Raw genomic sequence first — 6,587 nt, forward strand, 5'->3', positions numbered from 1 at the left:
ATCTCGACCCGCAGGTCCCGGTGATCGGGCTCGTCGGCAGCCTCGACACCACAGTGCCGGCGATTCTCACCCAGGACTACGTCACCGCCGACACCGCGGTCGGCGGCAATGCCCGACTCATAGTCTTTGCCGGACAAACCCATTCGTCGGTCGTTTCGCCGTCGTCAAGAACCTTCGATCGCCTCGTGGACGAAATCGTCGCCGCCGTCGGCCTGACGGCACCGGCGCACGACGATCGCTGATCGATCGCCCCGCATACGAATACAGATTCCACGCCAGCGGACCCTCGACCCCGAAAATCAGGGTTTTCGGCCAACTTGGTGGAATCTGTATTCGTATGACACAACCGCGGCGGTCGAGAGGCCACCGGTGATACCGCTCAGGCGGGGACGGTTTCCTTCTGCTCGGGAGCGGCACTGAACTCCCCGGCCGGCGTGAACCGGGCCAGCACATCGTCGGCGGGCTCGCCGGCCACCGCGGAGATGAAGCCCAACACGTCGTCGCGAGACTTCAACGACAGCAACGGATTCGGATCGGACAGCAGACCGAACAGGGCGGAGGCGATGTCGGTGTTCACCGCCGCCGCCGGGAACGCGAGCTCGAGGTGGGTGGCGAAGTCCGGATCGCCGAGGTACAGACGGGTGACCTCGGTGGCCGCGTGACCACGTCGCTCCCAGTGCTTTTCGAACTCGCTGGTCAGCCAGTTCTCGTCGAGGGCGGCATTCGGGTCATCGGCCAACCGGGCGCGCGCCGCCTTCACCAGTTCGGCAACCTGGATGAGGGTGTTCGCCGCACCCTGGCCCGCAACCGGGTCGACGGCGATCGCGGTATCGCCGATGGCGGCGACCACATGACCACTTGCGGTGTGTCCGACGGCCTTACGAACCGTCGGAGTCACCGCGCCGGTCAGCCAGGAGTACGGATCGGACTCGATCACCTGCAGTTGCGAGACCACCGGGGCGTCCTTCGGGAAGAATTTCTCGAAGATGTCGAGGACGGTCTGGCGTGCCGATCGTGCGTCGACGACGTTGTCGATGAGCGGAGCCCACTGCCCGTCGGGCTTGGCGAACACGATGAACGACCACGTCGATCCGGCATCCTTGTGCAGGAACGGGCCGACGAAGATCTCGCCGTTGTCGCTGTCGAGATTGAACAGCGAGTGCTGCCCGCCCTCGCGCGAGCGGTAGGCGAATGTGTCCGGGCCGTGGTCGACACCCTCGAGGGTCACCTGCAGAAGCCGGCGCTGCGGCTCGTGATAGTGCGTGCGCGATTCGTCGACTTCGAACAGTGCCGACAGGCCACCCTTGCCGGTGGCCACGAGGGTGACGTCATGGGCACCGGCGATCTCGTCGAGGCGAGCGGCGTCGATATGCCCCACCTCGAAACGACCGCCACGGTCCAGGAAACGGCCGAGCCGGTCGTCGGCCCGCAGTCGCAGATCCACCGCCTGCGCGACATAGCCGTAGTCGGGATTAAATGCGAGCACATCGGCGCGCTCCTCGCCTATACCCGCGTGCAGCCGAACGCTGATGCCGGTGGTGTTACCGACCTCGTAGAGATCCTCGATGATCTCCGCGTCCCACTCCCGCGGCTTGCCGAACAGCACGCCCACGCCCGTCGGCGGCACCTTGTCGCGGAGCTCTTCGCGGTTACGGTCGCTGTAGAGGGTGACCTCGAAACCGGCGTCGGCGAACCCGAGCGCCGCGCTGGTCCCGGCAAGCCCAGCGCCCACCACCGCCACCGACCTCTTCCGCGCTTCCCCGGTGTGCTGATCTGTCATGTGTTGTCCTCTCCCTTGTCGAACTCGTGGTCCGCTCGGATTCGATGTCGCGGATCACGCGCCGCGAGTGGCCCGAGCGGGCAGGCGCCAGCCAGCCTGCCGCGTTCGCAGGAACGGCAATAGGATTTCGTTCAGTGCAATCCCATCGGTCGCCTACAGGGAAAGATGAGGTCAGGGCGACGCGCATCAGAAGGGCACATGTCGGATTCGCGAAATTCATGTGATGTTATTCACTTGGGAACGTACGTCCAGAATTGTCTCAGCGACCCGCAAGGTGGCGCTGATACTGTGACGCTTGATCACGGATAGATCACGACGGTCTTCGGGTGCGACGACGCATCCGCACGTCGGCCGTGTCGCGGACCACCCCGCGCAACGTGGCGATCATCCGTCCCGAGCAGCCGTTCGAGAGTTGAGGAATGACGACAGCACTCACGCGCGCGACCACCACCGGCGTGCAGACGCAGGCACCTTCGGCCAGCGCCCCGTCCGTCGGGCAGCGCTCCAAGCGGGCCTACCTGCACCACGTCGACCTCATCCGCGCGACGACGTTCTCCCTCGTCATCTTCGTACACTGCCTCACCCAGACCACCGACGAGTTCACCAGCCTGCCGGTCAACACCACCTCGATGCTGTTGCACTTCACCCGCAACACCTTCTTCGCGCTCACCGGCTTCGTGCTGATGTACCAGAACTTCGACAAGCGTGACTTCTCGACGTTCGCCTTCTGGCGTCGGCGCATCAAGCTCGTCATCTTCCCCTACGTGATCTGGTCGTTCATCTACTGGGTCGTCGAGGACATGTGGGTACACGGACGGCTTCGCGAGGTCCCGACGAGCCTCAACGAGTTCGGCAAACTCGCGATGTGGGGCCTGTCGGGCTTCCAGATGTACTTCCTGTTCGTGATGTTGCAGGTCTATCTACTCTTCCCGTTGGTCCTGTGGCTGGTGCGGGCGACCGTGGGCAAGCACAAGTGGGTGCTGCTGGCCAGCCTCGCCGCGCAACTCGCGATCACCGCCACCATCACCTATTGGGAACCGCCGGCCTCGATCGCCACCTACTGGTGGCACAACTACGCGACCTTCATCCCGTACCAGTTCTTCATCCTCTACGGTGCGGTCGCCGCAGTGCATCGTGAAGAGATCGGGCGCTGGCTCTCCGGAAAGGGCTGGTGGCTGTTCGGCGCGCTGCTGGCCACGGCCGCCCTCGCCTTGGGTACGTACCTCTACGGGGTGTGGTACGACGGAAAGCCGGTGCACGACAACAACTCCGCGTTCTACCCCGCGCTCGTGCCGTTTCTCGTCGTGGCGATGACGTGCCTGTATGCGGTGGCCGCGCATTGGGGTGAGCACTGGCGCGAGATGACGCCTCGGTTCGCCCGCGCGGTCTCGTTCGCCTCCAACCGGTCCTTCAGCGTGTTCCTCTGCCACGTACTGGTGTTGTTCTTCATCCTGTACCCGCAGATGAACGGCAGGCCCGCGATGCTGGTTCTCATCGGCGAGCCCTGGAGCACCTTCGTGGTGTACCTGCTGACCCTGGCCGGCTCGCTGCTTCTCGTCGAGATACTGCGTCACCTTCCCGGCTCGCTCTACGTCACCGGACGCCCACGCTTGCCGATCCCGATGCCGTGGCGTCGAAACCGGGCCTCGCAGAGCTGACCGGGCGCACCGCGAGCACCACGGCCGACGCCGGCCGATAGCCGCTCCGGGCGAGGCATTCCGTCCGCACAGCCGCGCGAATGCACAATGGACCCGTGACGTCATCGGGGACACACCACACCGCTCGGTACCTCGTCACGCTCCTGGTGATCCTCGCGGGTCTCGTCGCGGCGTGCGGCGCACCCGAATCGGCAGGCCCGGCATCATCGCCGGGTGGATCGCCCTCACCATCGGCGCCACCGACGAAGAAGTATGTGGCGCTGGGAAGTTCATATGCGGCGGGACCGGGTGGGACGCGGCTGACCGACAAGCGGTGCATGCGCTCGGCCGACAACTATCCCAGTCTGGTCGCGCGGCGCCTCGGACTCACACTCACCGACGCGAGTTGCTCGGGCGCCGTCGTGGCCGACGTCATCGACCGCGCCCAACCGGGACGGGCGAGTCGACCACAGGTCGACGTGCTCACCCCCGACACCTCGCTGGTGACCGTCACGGTGGGCGGCAACAACATCCACTACGTCGGTCGAGTCATGGCCTACAGTTGCCAGGCGGTCGGCCCGGTCGTCGGGGTACGACCCGACCACTGCAATGCCAAGCCCTCCCCACCTCCGGGTGTGCGCGAATTCGCCCATCTCACCGACGATCTGGTCCGCATGCTGCGTGTGATCCACCAGCGTGCGCCGCGGGCGTCGGTCCTGTTCGTCGACTATCTCCCGCTCGTCGACGGCACGCAGTGCGACCTGCTGCCCTTGACCACCGAGCAGCAGGCCGAAACCGACGCCGTGTATCGCGGGCTGAACGCCGCCATCGCGACCGCGTCGAAACGCGGTGACGCGCGCGTCGTGGCGGTGTCGACGGCCGGGCGAGACCACGGGGTGTGCTCACCGGTTCCGTGGCTGCTCGGATACCAGGGGCCGGCCCCCTATCACGAGACTCCGGCGGGCAAGGCGGCAATCGCCGACTTGGTGTCCGAATCGGCGCGCGGCACAACCTGATCGGCACTACAGAACCGGATCGTCGCCGTCACCATCCGGTCACCGCCGTCACCAGTGCTCTGGGTCGTGCGAGCAGCGCCTCACGGATCACGTTGCGCGCCTGCGTGATCACCGAGCACTCGCACCGCGCATCCACACCGGTGGCGTCGACACCGAGACTGCGGCACAACGCAATCGCACGCGGGATGTGGAAGTCCTGCGTGATGAGCACCGGACGATCGACGTCGTACACCGTGCGCAGGCGTCGACAGGTGTCGGCGGTATCGAACCCCGCGGGATCGTCGACGATCACCCCCGATGGCACACCGCGCCGCTCGAGATAGGTGCGCATCACCGCAGGCTCGTCTCCGGCGTCGGCAGAACCGTTGCCGGAGTTGATGATCCGAGCAGCCGCACCGGATCGGTACAGGTCCAGCGCGGTGTCGAGACGGCCCCGCACGTAGTCACCGGGTTCGCCGTCGGAGACCAGGGACCCCAACACGACGACCGTCGAGCCGCGAGGCACCCGATCCGGCGCCGGCACACGACCATGGGCAGCGACGAACACCCATGTCGCCGCGACGGTGACGACGAGTTCGACGACGATCAGCGTCACCGGGATCGCACGCCGGGCCGCGCTCCGCAGATCCACCCGCCCACCGTAGCCCGGCCCGCCGACGGGCACCCGGGACCTTTGGCCTGCGTCGATGGATCTCGTGTGGGCGCCTGCCGCAAGAGGCGGTAGTGTGATCCCAGCCACAGTTCGAGTCAGCAGGAGGGGGTGGCCCGCATGCCGTACATGCCGATCACGGAATCGATGTTTCTCATCGCCGAGACCCGCGAGCAGCCGATGCACGTCGGAGGGCTGCAGCTGTTCGTCCCGCGCGAGGGCCAGTCGTCGAACGAGCTGGCCGAGGAGATGGTCGAGCGGTTCTACGCCTGCACCGAGCTGCATTCACTGTTCCGCAAGCGCCCGGCGAGTCCGGCCAGCGTCATGGGATATACCGCGTGGTCGTTCGACGAGGAGATCGACTTCGACTACCACGTGCGCCGCGCCGTCCTACCCCGGCCCGGGCGCGTCCGCGAACTGCTGCGTTACGTGTCGCTGCACCACAGTGCCCTGCTCGATCGCAATCGTCCGATGTGGGAGGTGCACATCGTCGAGGGTCTCGACGACGGCCGCGTCGCGCTCTACACGAAGATCCATCACTCGCTCATCGACGGCGTCTCGGCGCTGCGGATGCTGCAACGGACCCTGTCCACTGATCCCGACGACCGGAACGGGTCGGCGCCCTGGGATCCGGCGCTCTATCGGCGCTCCCGTAAACCCAAGGCGCCGAACCCCTCCCGTATCCCCGTCCTGTCCGGCGCGATGGGACTGGCGGGTGCGGCTCTCGAGGTCGGCGGACAACTCGTCGGCATGGTCCCCGCCACCACCAAGATCGCGTGGACGGCGATGACCAACAAGGACTTCGCCGCACCGTTCCGTCCGGCACCCAAGACGATCCTCGACGTCCCGATCGGCAGTGCACGCCGGTTCGCCGCCCAGCAGTGGCCCACCGAGCGCCTGCGGGCGGTCGCCCAACAGATGGACATCACCCTCAACGACGTGGTCATCGCCATGTGCTCGGGTGCGCTGCGGTCCTATCTGATCGACCGCGACGCCCTGCCGTCGGCGCCACTGATCGCCGCGGTCCCGGTGTCGATGCACCTCGGCGGGCCCGACGGCAAGGACGGCAACTCGATCACCGCGATCCTGGCGAACATGGCCACCGATCAGCCCGATCCCGAGCGTCGGCTGCGTACCCTGGTGAATTCGATGCGCGAGTCGAAGAAGGTGATCCGCGGACTCGCCCCGCTCCAGGCGCTCGCGTACGGCGCCGCGACGATCGCCTCGCTGGCGTTCGCCACCATCCCCGGCTTCGTGCGGTACACGCCGCCGCAGTTCAACATCATCATCAGCAACGTGCCGGGCCCGAGTGAGCACATGTACTGGAACGGCGCTCGCCTCGACGGCGTCTACCCGGTGTCGGTCGCCATGGAGGGCCTCGCACTCAACATCACCGTCACCACGACCGCCGAGCACGTGAACTTCGGCCTGATCGGTGCCCGTAAGGAATTGCCGAGCCTGCAGCGGCTGCTGACCCATCTCGACACCGCCCTCGAGGAACTCGA

Annotated in this window: 5 protein-coding genes and 1 pseudogene; 4 read left to right on the forward strand and 2 right to left on the reverse strand. The window is 66.4% G+C overall.

Features of this window, described 5'->3' with window-relative positions; all coding sequences use genetic code 11:
- Positions 1 to 242: pseudogene (locus B1964_RS20965) on the forward strand (alpha/beta hydrolase); the annotation flags it as partial.
- 137 nt (positions 243 to 379) lie between these two features.
- On the opposite strand, the gene B1964_RS20970 reads toward B1964_RS20965, so the two are convergent.
- Positions 380 to 1,780, reverse strand: coding sequence for a styrene monooxygenase/indole monooxygenase family protein (locus B1964_RS20970; protein WP_079931149.1), 1,401 nt, complete (start codon positions 1,778 to 1,780; stop codon positions 380 to 382).
- A 419-nt stretch (positions 1,781 to 2,199) separates the two neighbouring features.
- Between B1964_RS20970 and B1964_RS20975 the strand changes: the two genes are divergently transcribed.
- The gene (locus B1964_RS20975; protein ID WP_006369990.1) at positions 2,200 to 3,438 is read left to right on the forward strand and encodes an acyltransferase; all 1,239 of its coding nucleotides are present in this window, start codon (positions 2,200 to 2,202) and stop codon (positions 3,436 to 3,438) included.
- Positions 3,439 to 3,533: 95 nt separating this feature from the next.
- Positions 3,534 to 4,433, forward strand: coding sequence for an SGNH/GDSL hydrolase family protein (locus tag B1964_RS20980; protein ID WP_253194106.1), 900 nt, complete (start codon positions 3,534 to 3,536; stop codon positions 4,431 to 4,433).
- Positions 4,434 to 4,461: 28 nt separating this feature from the next.
- On the opposite strand, the gene B1964_RS20985 is transcribed toward B1964_RS20980, so the two are convergent.
- Positions 4,462 to 5,064 carry an ElyC/SanA/YdcF family protein gene (locus B1964_RS20985; protein WP_079931151.1) on the reverse strand — a complete coding sequence of 201 codons (603 nt, stop codon included), beginning with the start codon at positions 5,062 to 5,064 and terminating at the stop codon, positions 4,462 to 4,464.
- Positions 5,065 to 5,202: 138 nt separating this feature from the next.
- On the opposite strand from B1964_RS20985, the gene B1964_RS20990 reads away from it, so the two are divergent.
- Positions 5,203 to 6,587: wax ester/triacylglycerol synthase family O-acyltransferase (locus B1964_RS20990; RefSeq protein WP_079931150.1), on the forward strand; the 1,385-nt coding region annotated here is incomplete at its 3' end.

Source organism: Gordonia sp. i37 (assembly GCF_002043085.1).
Classification (GTDB): Bacteria; Actinomycetota; Actinomycetes; order Mycobacteriales; family Mycobacteriaceae; genus Gordonia; species Gordonia polyisoprenivorans.

Excerpts from the sequence above, each read along its gene's own strand:
- B1964_RS20970 (WP_079931149.1), bottom strand. The coding sequence starts at position 1,780 with ATGACAGATCAGCACACCGGGGAAGCGCGGAAGAGGTCGGTGGCGGTG.
- B1964_RS20975 (WP_006369990.1), top strand. The coding sequence starts at position 2,200 with ATGACGACAGCACTCACGCGCGCGACCACCACCGGCGTGCAGACGCAG.